A 17009-nucleotide genomic window follows, 5' to 3' on the forward strand; every position below is an offset into this window, starting at 1 on the left:
TCAGGACAACTTGGCAGCTTTTTTGATTTGGGTGAGCACGGCCATTTCCGGCGACTTTTTGTAATGTGTGTCCAGCGGGTAGCAGCCCGAGACCAAGCCATTGCGTGGGGCTGTGGTGCAATCGCTGAATGTGCGGCACAGGCGTTTGCGCTGCATGGCCCGCCCTGCCAGCACGTCGGCAGGTAAATCCGGGTACGCCAGCACCATGCGGCCCAGGCCCACAAAGTCGGTCCAGCCTTGTTTGACCACGGCTTGGGCCACATGCGGCAAAAACTCTTGCAGGTAGGTGTAGCCGCTGCCGACAAACGCCATGGCGGGGAACATTTTCTTGAGGTCGCGCACGATCTCCAGATGGCGCATCACCCCCACCAACGGGTCTTCCGGTGGTTGGTAGCCGTCTGAAGGTGGGTAAAGCGCCGGGCGTGTCACGTGGGGGGTGTAATAAGGGCTGCCCACGGTCACATTGACCATGGAAATGTCCAGCGATTCCAGCACTTTGAGAAATTGCGCTGTCTCGTCCAGCGCGTAAAGCAGCGGGTTGGATTCGTGGACGCCAAAGCCATAGCGGTAGGGCAGGGCGTTGGCGTAATCAACCGGAATGCCGGGGCCCAGGGACTCGCCGTCGGACAGGCTCGGATCGGCTTTGTAGGGTAAAAAATCCACCGCTGACAAGCGCACACCCAAGGCCATGCCCGGCACTTCGGCGCGGATGCCTTGCGCCAGTTCGCGAACGAAGCGGGTGCGGTTGTGCAGGGAGCCACCAAAGTCGCCTTCACGTGTTTTGGCCGACAGGAATTCGTGGCCCAAATAACCGTGGCAGTGTTTGAGGTCGACGAACTGGAAGCCACAGTCCCAGGCGCGCTTGGCGGCCACTACATAGTCATCGATCAGCTGGCGAATCTCGCCGTCGGACATGACGACAATGTTTTCCTTGGGACCAAAGCGACCATCGAGCAGCGGGTGCTTGTACAGCACCCGGGGTTCCATGCGGGTTTCCAGGTTGGGTTTGCAAAAACGGCCCGAGTGGGTCAGCTGCAAGCCAATGACCAGGTCTTTGTCGCTGCCCATGCTTTCGCGGTGGGCCTGAACCAGACCTTCGCGCAGTTGCGCAATGCCCGATTGCGTTTGCGCGCTCATGACCAATTGTTTGGGGTTGGCACGGCCATCGTGACGGACAGCGACGGCTTCGCCGCCCCAAATCATTTTGGCGCCGGACCGGCCAAACAGGGTCCAGCGACGGCGGGTGTTGTCAGACGGGTTGCCATCGGCCAGACCGTCCCAGCCTTCCATGGGGTGAATGGCGTAGCGGTTGCCGACCTTGAGTCCGGAAACCGTCAGGGGTTGCGCCATGGCGGCGGTGTCTCCCGATTCCAGCTCGTCATCGCAGGGCATGGGCAAACCCAGTCGTTCCAGGTTTTCCTTGAAGCCTTGCGGGCTTGACAAGGATTTGACCTTGACGAAGTCTCCAAATTTCATAAGTTATTTTCCAGGCGTGGTGGTCTTTAAAGCGCTCAGTAAAAACGGTTGGGCTTGAGGAAAAACCCCAGCACCAGTGCACCATGCGGGGCGCTGGCCGAATGCCGACTGCCCGCAGGGCGCCAGACGTAGTTGCCTGCCGTGACCTCGCCTTCGTGGTCGACCAGGCTGCCTTCGAGCACCCAGCTTTGTTCGAGCTCGACGTGTTCGTGATCGGTGAGGGTGGCGCCCGGGGCCATGCGGGTGAGCACGGTTTGCAAGCCTGTGGCGGCGTCTTCCATGAGCACTTTGATGTGGATGCCCGGAAAACGCGTGGCTTGCCACGGCAGTTCGTCGACCTGGACATAGCGCGACGACAGCGCTGCCAGCGCGGCGTGTTTGGACGCGTAACCCGGGGTTTCAATGGCCATGGTGCTGTCTCCGGTCTTGGGCACTTCATGGAGTGAGGTGCCTGTCAAAACCATCATAACCATTTGGTTACAAGTGACAAGTGCAGGTTTACCCGGGCATGTCAGGCGCCTGAGGTGGAAACGATCCATTGGCCTGTCCACTTCGTCACGACAGCTCTAAAGTTGGTACATTTTTCATTGAACAACTTCAAAGTAGTTAAATTTTTCCAACGCTGTCCATTCAGTGTTTTGAAGGAATAATTTCCCTTGCAGCATCCTGCTCATAAGAAATTTTGTCGTCATCTACCTGATAAGTCGGCATCAGCGTCGGTGCCTGCACGACGCTCAATGTTGAATTTTTTGAGAAGGGAGATCTGCGTCCCAGAACAGGTCGAGTATCTTGGTGAAAGCGGGCAGGTCTTCAAAAAACGGCAGCGCACCCCCTTCAATGGCATGAAAATGCCAATTTTTTTTGCCTTCAACTGTATGCCGGCCACGGTAATCGGTGAAATCTCCGCGAGTGGCCATGGACACCCAGACCGGACCGTCCAGACGCTCGTAAAGTTGGTTGATGTCGCTGCTGAACAAAAAGGCCGAGACAAAATAAAGGGCCGCGTTGGCAGCCCCTGGCTGCCGCGAGGTCAGCCAACAATAGCGCCAAAATGTCTCGTCGATTTTTTCAGCACCCCAAGTGCGCTTTAAAAAGTACCGAATGACTCCGGGTCTCGTCAAGGCATCAAAAATGCCCTGGCGCCAGCAGTCCATCGTCAGCAAGCGGTGCAGCCACGGCAAACCCAGCGTTCCACCTGCTGGCCCATAGCGCAGTTTTCTGCCGCTAAAACCGGTCGGGCTGACCAGTGCAAGCCGCCGAATGGTTTGCGGCGCTTCGTCTTTGGCACGGGCAGCGAACTCGCTGGAGAGCGACACCGCCAATACATCTGCTGCTGCAGCGCCTTGCTCGGACTTCATGACTGCCAGCGCTGCATGCAATGCGTCGGTCATCAAGCGCGGCGTGTACGGACGGGCACTGCGGTTAGAAAAACCAAAACCCGGAAGTTCAAGAACGTAGACCGGACGCTGTTGCCGGTAATGTTCAAAAAGGGGTGCAAGCTCGGCTGCTGAGGCTGCAGCGTTGATGCTGTGTACCAGTAGCAGCGGGGGCAGTCCACGGATTGGGTCTTGAGGCCCAGCGCTGTAAAGGCTGATGTGGCCCGCGGGCGAGTCGATGTCGCGCCTCAGAGCGGACAAGGACAGAGGCAGGACCGGCGATGGTGGAGATGAGGCATTCACCCCCCCATGCTAAAGGCAATTTGTTGAGAATGTGATGAATCTAATCGGGTATTTATTTGTATCTTCGGTAAAAATCCAAAGCGTGCGCCACGCCAGCGAGGGCAAGGCAAACAAACACTTCGATGGGCAATTCTGGGGGCGATGCCAATCGAAGGGCAAGCATCAGCAGCCACCCGGGCAGCAGCCCTGCGCTGATGTCGGCAAACCGTAAACCGTTTTGTGTTTGGGTGCTTCTGAAGCTCAAATAGAGCCATTCGCAAAAGGTGAAAAGCAAAATCGCATCGACCCAGATGACAGGAAGGCTGTTGGCGGTCAAGGCGATTCTCCGGTGTGGCTGGTCTTGAAAGTTTTTCTATTATCGGTCGGGGAGGGCTGTATGAAGCTGTCTTGGCTTTCCATCCGCAGGTCGCTGCCTTGTAGCCAACGCTGATTAGAAGAGGGGGTCAATTCAACGTCGGCCTCAACACCCCCTGGTCAAAATCAGGAGATGGAGGAGTCGTGACGTCAGATTTGGTGGGGCAGCTGGTCGAGGGTTTTTTCTCGCGCACGCAAAATCAGCAAGGCCAAAATGCCGCTGGCAATCAGCCACATGGAGACGTGAATGGCTTTTTGAGAGATGGCATAGGTGACGCTGGAGTAGGTTAGCCATGCGCAGGCGGCACAAAAAATCAGGGGCAGCACGGGGTAAAGCGGCACTTTGAAGGGGCGCGTGGTGCTCGGATCTGTCTGCCTTAACCACAGTAAGGCCAGCCCGACCAGGAACAGGAAACCCCAGAACACGGGGGCCGTGAATTCCACCATGGCGGAAAAACCGTCGGCTTCTTGGGTGCCCAGTGCAATCAAGCCCATGCTGATCAGGGCCTGCAGAGTCAATGCTTGTTTGGGGCTGCCTATGTCCAGTTGCCATTGCCCCAATTTGCGCAGGGCTTTCCAGTCGCTGCCGACAGCAAAGTTGGTGCGAGCACCGACAAACATGGTGGCGTTGATGCTGGTCAATGCGGCAATGGCCACAAACAAGCCCAGTGCCTTTTGCGCCCATGGGCCAAAGGCCAGGCCCAGCAGATCGCCGGCGGCGGTTTTGCTTTGACTCAAGCCGCTCAAGCCCAGACCCAACAGCAAAGCCGTGTTGACCAGCAGGTAAATGGCCGTCAGTATGAGCATGCTGGCCAAGATGACCCGGACCATGGTGCGTGGTCCGCCTTTTAATTCGGCCGAGATGTAGGCGGCTTCGTTCCAGCCGCCGAAGGTCAGCAAAACAAAGACCAGGCACAGCCCCCATTGCGCGGGTGCAGGCGCTTGTGCAAACCATTGGATGGCGCCGGAGGCGGGGGCATCCACCCAAAATCCTGCCGCTACAACAGCCAGCAAACCGACAATTTCGGTCAAGGTCAACCAGGTTTGTATGCGCGAAGAGGCGTGAATGCCGGCCAGGTTGACCACCGTCAAGACAAGGACAATGAGCAGTGCCCAGACGGCATTGGAGTAGGCGCCCAGGTTCACCAGCGTGCTCATGTAATCGCCAAAAACAAAGGCCAGCAAGGCGATGGAGCCGGTGTTGATGATCGTGGCGCGCGACCAGCCATAAATGAAAGAAATGTTGCGCCCAAAAGCCCTGTGCAGAAAGTGGTAGTCACCCCCGGCATTGGGGTAGGCCGTGCAAAGTTCTGCATAGCAAAGCGCGCCCGCGATGGAGATCAGGGCGCCTACCAGCCACAAAACCAGCGCCCAGCCGGCATCTCCGCTGATGCCAGCAACGAGCGAGGGAGTTTTGAAAATGCCGGCCCCAATCACGATGCCCACGATCAGCGCCACGGCTGAAAGGGGCTGCAGTAGACGGAGTATTTTGGCGGGGGCGGCGCTGTCAGGTTTCATCTGGATCGTCCAACTCGTTGGTGTGTTTTAAATGCTGTTCAAGGACGGATGATTTCGACGGGTGTCTGCATGTAGTCAGAGACAGCCGTGCCCGTGATGCGGCGACCTTCCACGCGGCCAGTGAAGGCATGCACTTTTCGGTCGGGAGTGGTGAATTGAAACTTGACCTCATCGCCACGCAATTTGGCGCCCAGCAGGGCTTGGGTTTGGCCACCGCGGGTGAGCATTCCGCCAATGTTTTGAAAAGATTGACTCATGTTCAAGCGCGAGGGACCGCCATCCAGCCCGGTCATCACCCAATCGCCCTCAATTTGCGCGGGGACCACCCAGAAATAGCCCTGTGCGTATTGTTCCGACATGGTTTCATCGGGCTGCCAGTCTCCCATGTTGAAGGCATGCGAGACCACCCGCGTGCCGGGCTTCATTTTGAGCAAAAGGGGGCGGAGCTTCAAGTTCAGATGAGGCATCAGGTAGAGGGTGACCACGGTGGCAGAACTGAAATCTTCTTGGAAAATATCCCCTGTGATGATCTGCACTTTGTCGGTCATGCCCGCTTCGGCCACTTTGCGCCGGGCAAATTGGGCCATGTCGGGGTTGTATTCAATGCCCACCGATCGCGCACCGTATTTGCGCGCCGCAGTGATGGCGATGATGCCGTCCCCCGCACCCAAATCAAACAACCTGTCTTGATCGGTCACCTTGGCCGCGGTGAGCATTTTGTCAATCAGGCCCGGCGGGGTAGGTATCCAGATCACATCTTTACCGGCTTGACCGCGCACAGGTTCATAGGCCGTTGTGGCTGCTTGGGGGGTGGCCGTGTTGGGGGTAGGTGTGGCGGTGGTGGATGAGCAGGCCACATTCAGCCAGCTGGTCAGCAGAATCGGCATCAAAACACGTAATAACTTCATGATCAACTCCTGGTGAGGTGCGTGGGACTGGGCCATGCAAATCTGAGCAATTTGGCTCCTGGGTCAAGACAGAAGAATAATCATTTTTCGCATTAATTTTTGATGAATCGTGATTTTTATTGCATCGTGGGTGTTTACCCTTAATTCGATCGCCATGGTCGAGTGGTGGGTGCAGTAGGGCTTGGTGAATTTTGAATAAATGCTAACTCAATAACATTAAAAGCGAGCTCCATCCATCGACATATTCCCTGTGCTTGTCCTGAGAAACAAATTCAACCCACAGCACCGTGGGGCCTGGTTCAAATTGACGCTTGTAGAATCGGCGCCATTCAAGAGTGGACAAGAAAACGCGCTGTTTGTATGAGCAGCAAGGCGGTGTCTTACTCATCAAAATGAAAGTGCTGGTTTTATGGCCAGTCAAAGCCTGATCATGACCCATCCCCTGCCCAATCCATCTCCCAATCCGTGGAGTTTCTTGCCATTTGCGCTGACGATATTCACCAGCGCTTTTTTGTTGTTTCAGGTTCAGCCCCTGCTCAGCAAACAAATACTGCCGTGGTTTGGTGGCAGTCCCGCAGTTTGGACCACGGCCATGCTGTTTTTCCAAACCCTCTTGTGCATGGGCTACCTGTATGCTCATGCTTTGGCGGCCTTGCCCTCCCGGAAAAACCAGGCGCGTGTCCATGTGGCCTTGTTGGTGCTGGCGGCCTTGTTGGCGTCCAGAGTGCTGCCTGGGGCGGAGCTTCGGCCTGAGTCACCTGATTCACCTGTCTTTCAGGTGTTGCTGATTTTGGGGGCCAGTGTGGGTTTGCCGTATTTTTGTCTGGCGACCACCGGGCCTTTGCTTCAGCACTGGTTCACCAGCACGGCCCACGCCTCATCGGTTTTCCGTTTGTACGCTTTGTCCAATGTGGGTTCGTTCTTGGCACTTTTGTCTTTTCCGTATGTGCTGGAGCCTTGGCTGGAACAACAGGAAATGGGGCGACTTTGGACAGCGGGCTTTTGGGTGTTTGCCTTGCTGTGTTTGCCCGTGGCTTTGGGCGCGTGGCAAAACAAGACGCCCGCCGGCGCAGCCCATTTCGGTGCTGCCCAGGTTGTGCCAAAGCAAGCGGCCAGCGTACTGAAGCCTTCGTGGGTCCAGCGCCTGTCCTGGGTGGCTTTGCCGGCTTTGGCCTCATTGGTTTTCATTGCGACCACCGATCAGATCAGCCACGACGTGGCGCCAGAGCCCAGGCTTTGGGTATCGACACTGGGTTTGTATTTGGTCACGTTCATATTGACTTTTGACCACCCCCGTTGGTACCGCCCCAAGCTGTTTGCATTCCTCACGCTGGTTGTGTTGTTGGCCGCTTCAGGATTGAGTGACATACCGCGTTGGCTCGGTATCGATTGGGACTATGGCGTGAATGAGGTGCGTTGGTCGCATTACGCTTTGTTGTTTGTGGTCTGCATGCTGTGCCATGGCGAGCTCTACCGCCGCAGGCCGGTGGATACGCGTCGGTTGACCGAGTTTTACCTGTGCATGTCGATTGGGGGGGCATTCGGAGGCTTGTTTGTGACACTGGTCGCCACCCAATTCTTTGACGATTACCTCGAGTGGTTGATGGCCTTGGTCCTAGTGGCCGTGTTGGCTTGCCATGTCTTGTTTCGCATTGAGGGGCAATCTCGTGGTTTTGTACGTCATGCCGCGGGGGCCTTGACGGCAGTGGTCATGGTGGCCTTGTTGTATGCCATGCAAAACCCGTGGTCTTGGCGCGAGGTCCGCAAGGACGACCGTACCGAAGTTGTGCTCGACCAAGTCCGAAATTTTTATGGCACGGTGTCCGTGAAGGAGCGGCGCTATGTCTCGGAGCCCGAGCGCGATGACCGGGTGTTTTTCAGTGGCAATGTGACCCATGGCCAGCAGTTTCTGTCTGACGCGCTCCGGCATGTGCCGACCACCTACTATGCGCGAGACAGCGGTATCGGGGAGACATTGCAATGGGCCATGGAACAAAAGCCTTCGCTTTCGGTAGCCTTGATTGGCTTAGGCGCTGGCACCTTGGCCAACTACGCACGCCAAGCCGATGCCTATGACTTTTATGAAATCAATCCCGCGGCTGTTCGGTTTGCGCAAGAGTGGTTTGACAACTTGTCGACCTGCAAAGCAGGTGTGCAGAATATTTTGCTGGGTGATGCCCGGTTGCGCATGGCGCAATTGCCCAAAGACAAGTTGTACGACGTGATTGTGCTGGACGCTTTCACAGGCGGGTCGGTACCCATCCATTTGTTGACCCGTGAGGCGTTTCAGATCTATCGCAACCACCTCAAGCCCGATGGTCACATCGCGATCAACATCACCAATGCCTATTTGAACCTTTACCCGATTGTGAAAGCCCAAGCCGAAGTTTCGGGCATGGCTTACCGGCACAAATACCAAGCTGTGGATGAGGTGCGCAATGTGAGAAGGAATTTGCACTTCATCATGACGCAGGACCAGGCCTACCTGAAGGCTTACCCGTCGGTCAACCGTGAATTGCGGGACGAGCAGGGTCGTTTGCTCGGAAACGAGCCTTATGACCAACCGGGTTTGAGATTGTGGACAGACCAGTTCAGCAGCATTGCGCCGATTGTCCGGTGATTCAAAGACGGCTTATCGACCACCTGCAACATCCACGATGCTGCCGTGCACGTAACTGGCATCAGGTCCCGCAAGCCACATGGCCACCTTGGCAACTTCCTCTGCCGTACCGGAACGCCCCATGGGGACGGCTGTTTTCGCCATGATCTTCATTTGATCAATGCCACCATGAACGTTGTGGATGTCAGTGGCAATCAGGCCAGGTCGGATCGCATTGACCCGAACCCCTTGCGCGCCCACCTCTTTGGCCAAAGCCAAATTGAAACTGTCCAGCGCTCCTTTTGAGCCTGCGTAGGCGCTGCCGCCGGACAAGCCGCCAAGGCGCGATGCGACCGACGACATGTTGACAATCGCACCACCCGAGCCACCCTGTGCGGTAGACATGCGAAGCACCGCTTCACGCGCACAGTAATAAGCGCTGAATACATTGGCACCATACAGACGATTGAGCTTGGTTTCGTCCACTTCCGTGATCAAAAAGCTCGCCAGGATCCCTGCATTGTTGATGAGTGCGTGCAAAGGACCCACAGCCTCTTCGAACTCACGAAACATGCGCTGCACATCCGATTGTTGGCTGACATCGGCTTGCAAACAAACGACTTTCACGCCCATTTGCCGCAACTCTTCGGCCAAGCTCAAGGCTTCGCTTTGACTTTGGTTGTAGTTGAGTCCAATCGACCAGCCCTGCTGCGCCGCTTGGCGTGCAATCGCCTGTCCAATGCCTCGACTGGCACCCGTGATGAGGATGTTTTTGGAGGTGTTCATGCGGTCATTCAGGTTGGATATTGGCTTCTTTGACCAAGCGAACCCATTTGCTGACTTCGCTGGCCATGAAAGTTTTCAGTTGGTCGGGCGTCATGACCACGGGCTGAATGCCAATGCCAGCCAGTTTTTCCTGCGCATCCTTCGATTTCAAGGCTTGCCCCATGCTTGCATTGAGTTTGTCCACCACGTCTTTGGGCATGCCGGCAGGGCCCACCAAGGCGAACCAAGCGGTGATGTCAAAGCCGGGCATGGACTCGGCCAAGGATGGCCAGTCGGGCACCAGCGATGAGCGTTTGTTGGCGGTAATGCCCAAGGGGCGCAACTTGCCCCCTTTGGCTTGAGCCATGGAGTTTCCCAAGTCTACAAACGTGAAGTCCACCACCCCTGCCATCACGTCGTTCATGGCCAGGGGAATGCCTTTGTAGGCAACGCCCATGGTGTCAATATTGCCCAACTTATTCAGTACCGCAATGCTCACTTGTGAACTGGAAGAGCCATAGCCTGCGTTGACTTTGCCGGGGCGCTGCTTGGCGTAGCTGATGAATTCCTGAATATTCTTGGCAGGATGATCTGCCTTCACCATCAAAACCAGCATGTTTTCACCCACGGCAGCGACCGGTGTGAAGTCCTTGAGTGGATCGTAGGGAATGCTTTTGAGCAAGGCGACGTTGGAGGCGGCAGCAGAATTGGAGGAAAACAAAAGGGTGTGGCCATCGGGCGCAGATCGGATGACGTCCATGGCGGCAATCGAGCCACCTGCACCCGGTTTGTTTTCCACCAGGAAAGTTTGGCCCAGCAAGGTTTGCATTTGCTGAGCCATCAGCCTGGCCGCTTGGTCAGTGGCGCTACCTGCTGGAAAGGGTACAACAAATTTGACGGGTTTCGAAGGGTAAGCCTGCGACCAACTGGCACTGGACCATCCGAGCAGTGCCAGGCCAAGGGTCAAGCTTTTTAAAAAAATGCGTGTTTTCACGTTGTCTCCTGATGGTTGTAAAAAATTGAATTCAAGGTCTTTGAACAGGGAGGGTCAGCAAATGGAACGACAAAGATTTGCCATGCATGTCGAGGTTGAGTGAGTCGTTGACGCCCCCATCCAGTACGTTGTCCATGACGAAATTCATGGCCCCTAGGTGGGGTAAAAGGTAACGGCGTACTTCACTGGGGCGGCGAGCGCCAAAATGAACGGCGACCCTTTCAGGCGTGACCTGATCGACCAGCAAAGCAAAGTCGTCTTGTTTGTAGGCAATCAGACTGATGTTGGCATGGTTGCCTTTGTCACCTGTTCGGGCGTGTGCAAGCTCGTAAAGCAGAATGTTGTTCATGGGTCAGTGCTGAGAAATACTCAAACAAAATGGACGGTTGCAGGAATCTTCTCGCGTGGAATCAGACATGCCAAGTTAGACAGTCTTTGGCGTTTTGCCACACGAACACCACCACCGCCAGCTGGGCCGCCAGTCCAAAGGGCGGTCAGCTCTTGCAACAGCAATTCAATGATGGCCAATGATTCGTGCTTGGCGGCAACCCGCAAACGAACATCGCTTGCGCGTGTCACGGGTGTGTTGGTCAACATGCTGCCACCATCATCGCCCAGAATGCTCGTCAGACCAATGAGGTCAAAGCGAAGTGGCATGTGATGGCCCATGCGTTTTTGCATGACTTGCATGGCCAGTCGAGCCCTTGCTTCGGCATTGGGACCTGCGTATGAAATTTCACCTTCTCCAAGCCAACCGCCATCAAAATAGGCCAGTACTTTGAGGGTGCTGGTTCGGGCATGGCCCTTCACGCCCGAGAGCCGAACACGGTCCGGCCCTGTTTGTTCCACTTTGGCTTGGGTGATGTCAGCCACCACATCGGGGGTGATGTAGGCGGCAGGGTCATGCATTTCATAAAGCAGTTGTTCTTTCACGGTCCGGCAGTCGACCAAGCCGCCCGTGTGGTCCGCCTTGCTGATCACACAAGAGCCATCCTGAAAAATTTCCGCAATGGGAAACCCCACATTCTCAAGACCGGGGACTTCTTTTTTGCCTGGATCGGCAAAGTACCCGCCAGTGACTTGTGCCCCGCACTCCAGCAGATGCCCAGCCATGGTGGCCCCAGCCAATTGGTCCCAATCTGTTGCACTCCACTGATGGTGGGCGATGGCAGGCCCCAGCAACAAGGAGGGATCGGCCACTCGACCGGTCACCACGACTTGGGCGCCTTGCTGAAGGGCTTGGGCGATCTCAAATGCACCCAAATAAGCGTTGGCGCAAACAAAACGAGCCTCGTCAAACGCGCCGTGCAAATGCTGTTTGACAAGGGCACGGCCCTGCTGGGTCGACAAGTCATCGCCCAAGACCACAGCGATGCGAGGTTTGGGCAGGCCCAATTTTTCGGCCAATTTCAATATGCACAAGGCCGCGCCCTGTGGGTTGGCTGCGCCGAAGTTGCCAATGATGGGAATGTTGTGTGCTAAACAATCGGCCAAGATGGGGCTAAGTTCCAATTCCAGCAAGGGCTCATAGCCGAGGCTTGGATTGGCCCGACGAATGAGCTGCTGATGGGCCAGAGTTCTTTCTGCCAAATTTTCAAACATCAAGGCGGCAGGGCCTCCTCGGGCGATCAGCGACTTGACCACCGGAAGGGCGGCGTCTACACGATCACCTGAAAAACCTGCACCGCAGCCCACGGCCAATGTTTGCATCTGAAGTCCTGATGTGTTGAAAACACTCGTTTATTTTGCGGCTGTTTGATTGGTTTGTAAAATTAAATTAACTGCACGATTGTTAAGCGCATCTTATGAAAATATCGGGTCGATTGATTGATGCCTTTTTAGCGCTTGAAGAAACCCGGCATTTCGGTTTGGCGGCCCAGCGCTGTCATGTCTCTCCCTCGGCCCTCAGCCAGTCCATCAGTCGCTTGGAGGCGCAATTGGGCATCAAACTTTTTGACCGCGATACGAGGAACGTATTTTTAACGCCAGAGGGTGAAATCTTTTCTTTGGGCGCCAATCGGATTGCCGCCGAAATACGAACAACCATAGAGGACATCAGTGATCGGCTACAAAAAAAAGCAGGACGCGTCAGCTTGGCGGCGCCTCCTTCCATTGCTTCAAATTGGTTGCCCGAGCGAATGGCTGTTTTTAAATCAAGGTTTCCGAGCATTGAGCTCAGGCTGTCGGACGTCGTTTCGGATCGGTGCCTGGATTTGATCAGGCAAGGTCAAGCTGACATTGCCATCAATGCGCAACCAGGCAACCCATTGGAGCTGGACTCGCAATTTTTATTCAATGAACCCATGTTTTTGATCTGCCACAGCAGTCACCCATTCGCCAGTGAAGCAGAAATTTCATTAAGAGATCTCAAGAAACAGCCGTTCATTCACACCATTCGCAGTGGGAGTGTTTGGCAGCATGTGCAAGCTTTTCTTGGCAGCGCAGGGGTCGTGGATACGGGCTTGGAGGTCAGCCAACTGGGCACGCTGGGGGCGTTGGTGGCGCGCGACTTTGGCCTGAGCATCGTTCCTCAATTCGCCTTGACTTTGTGCATGCGAACGGGGGTGGCCGCTGTCCGAATCAAGGACAAAAAAGCCGTTCGACCGATCTACCTGGTCAAAAGGAAAAACCACAGTCTTTCTGCAGCAGCGCAAAGCTTCTATGAGCAGTTGCTGCTGGAGACCTTGGACCCAAAAAACACCTCGTTTGAGCAAGGTGGCTGATCACATTGACGCCGGGGGTAACAGGATGCTTAAACTTTCCTGATTTTCCGGGGTGATGCGCTTTGGCGATTTTTTCGCAAAGTGGGCAGGCCGATACCCGAGGCATCAAACCCACCGTCGACCGCGATGGTTTGGCCGTTGATGTAACTGGCCTCACGGCAGCACAGAAAGGCCACTGCGTTGGCTATTTCTTCTGTGCTGCCATAGCGGTTCATGGGGATGGTGTCGTGATAGTCTTTGATGATGGCCTTGCTGTGAACCAGCTTGGCCATTTCTGTGGCCACAGGCCCAGGCGCGACACAGTTCACGCGAATGCCAACATCTCCCAATTCTGCCGCTTGCTGTTTGGTCAGGTGGATGATGGCCGCTTTGCTGGTGCCGTAGGCCACCCGCAGGGTGCTGGCTCGCAGGCCCGAGATCGAGGCGATGTTGACGACACTGCCACCCCCGTTTTTGAGCATGACTTTGGCGCACGCCTGCGTGCACCAAAAGGCACCGTCCAAATTGGTGTCCATGATGTATCGCCAATCTTGCCAAGTCACCTCCAGTAGCGGTTTGAAAATGGCGACGCCCGCGTTGTTGACGAGTGAATCGATGCGGCCGAACTTTTTCTCGATTCGATTGACAGCGCGTGACACCTGAACGGGCTTGGACACATCGCAGTGAATCGCCAGAAAATCTGGGGTGTTGAAGTGGGCTTCTGTTTGGGCCAGCGTTTCCTTGTCCATGTCCAGAGCCGCTACGCGGTAACCCCGCTTGAGGAAGGTGTTGCAAATCTCCAAGCCAATACCGCGAGCACCTCCGGTCACGACCACAACGGGATTGGAATTTGGAGATGTTTTCATGGTTGATGGAAGTTTTTTGGATATGAGGAGTTAAGAACAAGTCGATCTCAATGGCGGGTTTGGTATCCAGATGCGAGCCGCCTTGCCCGCTCCAGTGTTCGCAACGCATTGCGGTAGGTGGGGACTTCCACCCAGAGCCCTTCGACGAGTGCCCGATCTTCACCCCGTGCGCGTGCAGCCTCAAAAGCAATGACCATGGCGCTGGCGCGGCGGACCTCCTCGTCGCTGGGTGTCAACGCTGCATTGATGGACTTGGCGTGGTCTGGCCGCACCAAGGACTTGCTGCGGTAACCAAGGCGCCGGCTGCAGTGCGCCTCTTTGAAGGCGCCTTGTTCATCGGTAAAGGTATAGGGGGCATCGATGGGCTCTACCCTGGCCGCACGGCATTCGAGGATGAAGCGCCGCCTGGCGTAGTCCAGCTCATTGGCATCGGGTTGACGCTCGGCACACAGGTCAGAGGCGAGGTCTTCCGCGCCCAGCAATGCGCAGCGAATTCTGGCTCTCCCGGCGACGATGCTGCGCACGTCCACCACGCCAAGAGCCGTTTCGCAAACCGGCAGTATCTCTGTGGTGCCCAAGGCGATGCCAAGGTTTATCTCGATGCCGGTGATGGCCTCGTCCAATGCCCTCATTTGTTCTGAGCTTGTGGCCATGGGGTAGGCGACGACGTGGGGCCGGCCTGGCATGGCGGCATTCAGATCGACAAGCCCATCCGTGGTCAAGTCGTTGATGCGAACCACCGCCACCTTGCCCGCTGTGCGCCAACTGGCCAGCAGGTGGGAGATGCCCTCGCGGGCTTGAGGTCGAAGCTGCGGCGGGGTGAAGTCTTCAAGGTCTGCGATCAACGCGTCTGCAGGGCTGGCCAGCATGGCCTCGTGGGCTGCAGGGTCTGCACTTGGGCCAAACAGCCAAGTGCGTCGAAGTTCAGGATCCATGGGGGGCATAGTCACTGGGGTGAAGTTGGGGCTGTGTGCAGGCTAGTTGCGCTGTTTTTTCAGGAAAGCGGTGACTTGATTTTCAGGCTCGCGTTTGTATGTGGTAGGGCTCTGTGTGCATCGGGTTTCAGCTGGGCAGGTCAATGACGGAACCAGCGCATCGACAAGCCCATGGCCAAGAGCGCCAAAACGCCCGCCAGTGCCGCGAGCAAAGCGGTGACTTCGGTGTCCCGCCGCTCGAGCGTGAACTTGGATGACAGGTGCTGGTAAATGTTGGCCAGGTCGCTGGCGTTGGTGGCCCTGAAAAACTCTGCGCCCGTGGTCTCGGCCACTTTTTGCAAAGCCGCTTCATCGACCTTGGCGTAAAAAGAGAAACCTTCAAAACCCGGAATAAAACCATTGGGCGTCCCAAAGGCCACGGTGTAGACGCGCACCCCCTTGGAAGCCGCCCACTTGGCCACTTCGACCGGATCGGGCCCGGTGGTGCGGCGCCCATCGGACAGCAAGATCACCGCACCGGCCGTGTACGATCCCACAGGCACGGGCTTGGATGGCTCTGCGGCCCCGGGGGCAGGGCGCTGGTCCAGCGAACGCCCCGCCAAACCGCCCCCTTGCGCAGCCAAGCTGCCCGACTTGAATTCGGCTCCGTACAACACCGACTCCAGGTCAATGGCCGATTCGGGCAACAAGGTGTTGAGCGCCACCAGCAAGCCACTGCCGGTGGCGGTGCCGCGCTGCAATTGAAAGCCATCAATGGCAGCCAACAACGCATCTTTCTGGTCCGTCACGCCTTGGACCAACTGGGCGTTGCCCGCAAAAGACACCACGGCCACGCGCACATGGCCTGGCAGCTCTTGCAAAAAGGATTTGGCCGCCTGCTGGGCTGCGACGATGCGGCTGGGCGGTACGTCTTCGGCCAGCATGCTGCGCGACACGTCCATGGCCAACACCAGGGTCAGGTAGTCGGCAGGCAAAGAGATCCGGGCACTGGGCCTGGCGGTGCCGAGCAACACCATGGTCAGGGCGCAGAGCAGCAAAGCGGGGGGAATGTGCCTGCGTATCCGGTGCCCTGGTCCCAGAGCGGGCCGGATCAGGTCCAGGCTGGGGTAGTGCACCGCCATGGTGCGTTTGCGGCGCAAAGCCCGGATGTACCCCACCACCAACAGGGGGATCAACAACAATAGCCAAAGCAGCTCGGGCCAGATAAAGTGCATGTCATGAGGCGTGCAATAAAGTCTGCCCACTGTATCACCGAAGCTCCCAACAACGATGAAACGCGCCGCACTCTACAGCCGAAAGCCCTCTGCACAAGGGGCTGACAAAATGCTTCCTGCAGCGGCAAAAACGGACAATACCCATCCAGCGTACACAGCTTCCCGCAGCCCCAGCCACATCACCCAGCGATTGCAGCGCCTGCCGCTTTGGGCCGCGTTGCTGCTGTGCGCCTTGCTCAGCGCCACGCTCACTTGGGCCTTGACCCGGCAGGCGGGCACACCCCAGCGGCTGACGCAAGACGACATCAACGCGGCCGTGCTGCACACCCTGAACACCCAAGACCTGCCTTCGCGGGCCGCCCGTGCCGCGCTGCTGATCGCGCCCTCGGTGGTGCGTGTGCACACCCAGGACGAAGACAAGAAAAATCCCCAAGGCGACATGCAAAACACCGGCGTGGGCTCCGGTGTGGTGATCTCGGAAGAAGGGGTCATCCTGACCAACTTGCATGTGGTGCAAGGCGCCAAGCGCATCCAGGTCACCTTTGCCGATGGCACCGAATCGGAAGCGCTGGTGATCGGCGTGCAACCCGAAAACGATTTGGCCGTGATCAAGGCCAAACGCCTGCCGGACGACCTGCAGCCCGCCACGCTGGGCAGCAGCCAGAACCTGCAACCCGGTGACGAAGTGGTGGCCGTGGGCTTTCCCTTTGGCATTGGTCCCTCAGTCTCGGCCGGCGTGGTCTCGGGCCTGAACCGGTCGTTCGGCTCCGAAGGCAAAACCATGATGCGCGGCCTGATCCAGGCCGATGCCGCCGCCAACCCCGGCAACTCGGGTGGGCCGCTCATCAACATGGCCGGCGAAGTGGTGGGCATCGTGACCGCCATCTTGAACCCCACCTCGGCCCGCACCTTCATTGGCATCGTGTTTGCCGCCACCATTGAAAGCGCGGGTGGCGGTATGGGCTTGCCGCCGTTTTGATTTTTGCTGACCTACCTGAT

Annotated in this window: 16 protein-coding genes; 3 read left to right on the forward strand and 13 right to left on the reverse strand. The window is 56.9% G+C overall.

Going from position 1 to position 17009, the window contains the following annotated elements; translation table 11 throughout:
• From Q0O99_RS12610 to Q0O99_RS12635, 6 genes are all read right to left on the reverse strand, one after another.
• Positions 1-1476 carry an NADH:flavin oxidoreductase gene (locus Q0O99_RS12610; protein ID WP_293752047.1) on the reverse strand — a complete coding sequence of 492 codons (1476 nt, stop codon included), beginning with the start codon at positions 1474-1476 and terminating at the stop codon, positions 1-3.
• Positions 1477-1511: 35 nt separating this feature from the next.
• Entirely contained in the window at positions 1512-1886 is a 375-nt protein-coding gene (locus tag Q0O99_RS12615) for a cupin domain-containing protein (RefSeq protein WP_293752049.1), read from the reverse strand.
• A gap of 324 nt (positions 1887-2210) precedes the next feature.
• Complete coding sequence (locus Q0O99_RS12620; protein ID WP_293752051.1) at positions 2211-3113, reverse strand: alpha/beta hydrolase; 903 nt, start codon at positions 3111-3113, stop codon at positions 2211-2213.
• A 94-nt stretch (positions 3114-3207) separates the two neighbouring features.
• Positions 3208-3471, reverse strand: coding sequence for a hypothetical protein (locus tag Q0O99_RS12625; RefSeq protein ID WP_293752053.1), 264 nt, complete (start codon positions 3469-3471; stop codon positions 3208-3210).
• Between the two features lie 188 nt (positions 3472-3659).
• Positions 3660-5027, reverse strand: a complete 1368-nt coding sequence (locus Q0O99_RS12630) for an APC family permease (RefSeq protein ID WP_293752055.1) — start codon at positions 5025-5027, stop codon at positions 3660-3662.
• Positions 5028-5065: 38 nt separating this feature from the next.
• Positions 5066-5935, reverse strand: coding sequence for a methyltransferase domain-containing protein (locus Q0O99_RS12635; protein ID WP_293752057.1), 870 nt, complete (start codon positions 5933-5935; stop codon positions 5066-5068).
• A gap of 430 nt (positions 5936-6365) precedes the next feature.
• Between Q0O99_RS12635 and Q0O99_RS12640 the strand changes: the two genes are divergently transcribed.
• On the forward strand, positions 6366-8555 hold the full coding sequence (locus tag Q0O99_RS12640; RefSeq protein WP_293752059.1) for a fused MFS/spermidine synthase: 2190 nt from the start codon (positions 6366-6368) through the stop codon (positions 8553-8555).
• A gap of 12 nt (positions 8556-8567) precedes the next feature.
• On the opposite strand, the gene Q0O99_RS12645 is transcribed toward Q0O99_RS12640, so the two are convergent.
• Genes Q0O99_RS12645 through Q0O99_RS12660 form a run of 4 tightly spaced genes read right to left on the reverse strand, consistent with a single transcriptional unit; the run spans position 8568 to position 12003 of the window.
• Entirely contained in the window at positions 8568-9320 is a 753-nt protein-coding gene (locus tag Q0O99_RS12645) for an SDR family oxidoreductase (protein ID WP_293752061.1), read from the reverse strand.
• Positions 9321-9324: 4 nt separating this feature from the next.
• Complete coding sequence (locus tag Q0O99_RS12650) at positions 9325-10293, reverse strand: tripartite tricarboxylate transporter substrate binding protein (protein ID WP_293752063.1); 969 nt, start codon at positions 10291-10293, stop codon at positions 9325-9327.
• 31 nt (positions 10294-10324) lie between these two features.
• Positions 10325-10642, reverse strand: a complete 318-nt coding sequence (locus tag Q0O99_RS12655) for a hypothetical protein (protein WP_293752065.1) — start codon at positions 10640-10642, stop codon at positions 10325-10327.
• Positions 10643-10662: 20 nt separating this feature from the next.
• On the reverse strand, positions 10663-12003 hold the full coding sequence (locus tag Q0O99_RS12660; RefSeq protein WP_293752067.1) for an acyclic terpene utilization AtuA family protein: 1341 nt from the start codon (positions 12001-12003) through the stop codon (positions 10663-10665).
• Between the two features lie 95 nt (positions 12004-12098).
• On the opposite strand from Q0O99_RS12660, the gene Q0O99_RS12665 reads away from it, so the two are divergent.
• Entirely contained in the window at positions 12099-13016 is a 918-nt protein-coding gene (locus tag Q0O99_RS12665) for a LysR family transcriptional regulator (protein WP_293752069.1), read from the forward strand.
• 29 nt (positions 13017-13045) lie between these two features.
• Here the strand turns inward: Q0O99_RS12665 and Q0O99_RS12670 are convergent, their stop codons facing one another.
• From Q0O99_RS12670 to Q0O99_RS12680, 3 genes are all read right to left on the reverse strand, one after another.
• Positions 13046-13861 (reverse strand): SDR family NAD(P)-dependent oxidoreductase, encoded by an 816-nt coding sequence (locus Q0O99_RS12670; protein WP_293752071.1) that lies wholly within the window; start codon positions 13859-13861, stop codon positions 13046-13048.
• Between the two features lie 47 nt (positions 13862-13908).
• Positions 13909-14796: a CoA ester lyase gene (locus tag Q0O99_RS12675; RefSeq protein ID WP_293752073.1), complete on the reverse strand. Its 888-nt coding sequence runs from the start codon at positions 14794-14796 to the stop codon at positions 13909-13911.
• Positions 14797-14936: 140 nt separating this feature from the next.
• On the reverse strand, positions 14937-16010 hold the full coding sequence (locus tag Q0O99_RS12680; RefSeq protein WP_293752075.1) for a VWA domain-containing protein: 1074 nt from the start codon (positions 16008-16010) through the stop codon (positions 14937-14939).
• Positions 16011-16065: 55 nt separating this feature from the next.
• On the opposite strand from Q0O99_RS12680, the gene Q0O99_RS12685 reads away from it, so the two are divergent.
• Positions 16066-16989, forward strand: coding sequence for a trypsin-like peptidase domain-containing protein (locus tag Q0O99_RS12685; RefSeq protein WP_293752077.1), 924 nt, complete (start codon positions 16066-16068; stop codon positions 16987-16989).
• Positions 16990-17009 lie beyond the last annotated feature (20 nt).

The organism is Limnohabitans sp. Rim8, from assembly GCF_945901735.1.
Classification (GTDB): Bacteria; Pseudomonadota; Gammaproteobacteria; order Burkholderiales; family Burkholderiaceae_C; genus Limnohabitans_A.

Bases quoted from the DNA above. Each gene is read 5' to 3' on its own strand.
- Q0O99_RS12665 (WP_293752069.1), top strand. From the start codon at position 12,099: ATGAAAATATCGGGTCGATTGATTGATGCCTTTTTAGCGCTTGAAGAA.
- Q0O99_RS12635 (WP_293752057.1), bottom strand. From the start codon at position 5,935: ATGAAGTTATTACGTGTTTTGATGCCGATTCTGCTGACCAGCTGGCTG.
- Q0O99_RS12645 (WP_293752061.1), bottom strand. From the start codon at position 9,320: ATGAACACCTCCAAAAACATCCTCATCACGGGTGCCAGTCGAGGCATT.
- Q0O99_RS12670 (WP_293752071.1), bottom strand. From the start codon at position 13,861: ATGAAAACATCTCCAAATTCCAATCCCGTTGTGGTCGTGACCGGAGGT.
- Q0O99_RS12640 (WP_293752059.1), top strand. From the start codon at position 6,366: ATGACCCATCCCCTGCCCAATCCATCTCCCAATCCGTGGAGTTTCTTG.
- Q0O99_RS12630 (WP_293752055.1), bottom strand. From the start codon at position 5,027: ATGAAACCTGACAGCGCCGCCCCCGCCAAAATACTCCGTCTACTGCAG.
- Q0O99_RS12610 (WP_293752047.1), bottom strand. From the start codon at position 1,476: ATGAAATTTGGAGACTTCGTCAAGGTCAAATCCTTGTCAAGCCCGCAA.
- Q0O99_RS12685 (WP_293752077.1), top strand. From the start codon at position 16,066: ATGAAACGCGCCGCACTCTACAGCCGAAAGCCCTCTGCACAAGGGGCT.
- Q0O99_RS12660 (WP_293752067.1), bottom strand. From the start codon at position 12,003: ATGCAAACATTGGCCGTGGGCTGCGGTGCAGGTTTTTCAGGTGATCGT.
- Q0O99_RS12680 (WP_293752075.1), bottom strand. From the start codon at position 16,010: ATGCACTTTATCTGGCCCGAGCTGCTTTGGCTATTGTTGTTGATCCCC.
- Q0O99_RS12675 (WP_293752073.1), bottom strand. From the start codon at position 14,796: ATGGATCCTGAACTTCGACGCACTTGGCTGTTTGGCCCAAGTGCAGAC.
- Q0O99_RS12655 (WP_293752065.1), bottom strand. From the start codon at position 10,642: ATGAACAACATTCTGCTTTACGAGCTTGCACACGCCCGAACAGGTGAC.
- Q0O99_RS12615 (WP_293752049.1), bottom strand. From the start codon at position 1,886: ATGGCCATTGAAACCCCGGGTTACGCGTCCAAACACGCCGCGCTGGCA.